Source organism: Citrobacter sp. GW821-FHT02E08 (assembly GCF_059421685.1).
In genome coordinates, this window is the sequence record NZ_JBWKVL010000038.1 from 1 (window position 1) to 1159 (window position 1159).

The window sequence follows — 1159 nt, forward strand, 5'->3', positions numbered from 1 at the left end:
ACTAAATAGCTGCGTCTAATACCGCTACATTTTTGCCAGACCATGCTTTCTTCCGGGGAACGGGCTGGCGGTTTCCATAAAATGACGAACTTTTCTCAGTAGTTGCCACATTGAACGACACTGATGATTGCGCGTTATTGTGTCGTGAAGCGCCTGCCACAGTCGCTCTACGTGGTTCACCCACGGCGAGTAAACTGGCTGGTAAATCACGCTGAACTTCGGGTTCTCTTTCAGCCAGCGCTGCGTTTCCTGGCTTTTGTGAATGATGTAGTTATCCACAATAAGCGTGACGGTTTTTGCCCGTCGGTATGTGGCTTTCAGGTGTTTCAGCAGGGCGATGAACAGCACCGAACTCTTGCTGTTGCCGCCAACGTAGCTGACTTTTCCGGTACCGCTGTGCAGCGCCCCGGCCAGGTAGTATTTTTCATTCTGTCCCGGTGTTACCACGCGCTTTTGTTGCCCACGAAGTTGCCAGTCTGCCCCGATTTTGGGATTGAGGTGGATATCCACTTCATCTTCATAAAAGACCGGATGCTCTGCGCTGCATTTTTCCAGTGCCTTATGGATTGCCGCCATCTTCTCCTCTTTATGTGGGTCACGGATGTGCAGGGTCGGGGCCGCCCTGCGCCACACAAGCCCGGCAGAGGGCAGCCAGCGACGAACGGTTCCGGCATGCAACTGACATCCGGTTATCTCATTGATTTTTATTGCCAACAGTTCGGTACTCCAGCGTGAACGCTGATAGCCAAAATCACCGGGAGTGCGTTTTACCAGTTCACGTAACAGTGCGCAGATATGCTCATAAGGCCAGCTGCGGGAGCGCCCTGCGGGCAAGGACTTCAGACCTTCAACACCCGACAGCGTAAACCAGTTAATCCAGCGACCGACAGATGAACGGGCACAGCAGAGTGTTCTGGCGACATCGCTGACACGGTCTCCCCGGTGTAACATCAGCATGGCGGTCAGTCTGCGGGCATGGTTCTTGTCACGCGTTTTATGGATAGTTTTCTGCATCAGGCGTCGTTCGATACGGGGTATGGGTGCTATGATCGGCATCGCTCAGTCCGGTTGGTGATGTGGGATATTTGGCGATTGATCAGATCGCACAATCCGGGCTGAGTTCCCTTTAAGTGATCTACTATTCCGCGCAGCTATTTAG

1 protein-coding gene is annotated in these 1159 nt (G+C 53.1%); it reads right to left on the reverse strand.

Annotation, left to right across the window (positions count from 1 at the left end; genetic code table 11):
* Positions 1-24: 24 nt before the first annotated feature.
* On the reverse strand, positions 25-1056 hold the full coding sequence (locus AC07UY_RS21730; protein ID WP_494701938.1) for an IS630 family transposase: 1032 nt from the start codon (positions 1054-1056) through the stop codon (positions 25-27).
* Positions 1057-1159 lie beyond the last annotated feature (103 nt).

Excerpts from the sequence above, each read along its gene's own strand:
- AC07UY_RS21730 (WP_494701938.1), bottom strand. The coding sequence starts at position 1,056 with ATGCCGATCATAGCACCCATACCCCGTATCGAACGACGCCTGATGCAG.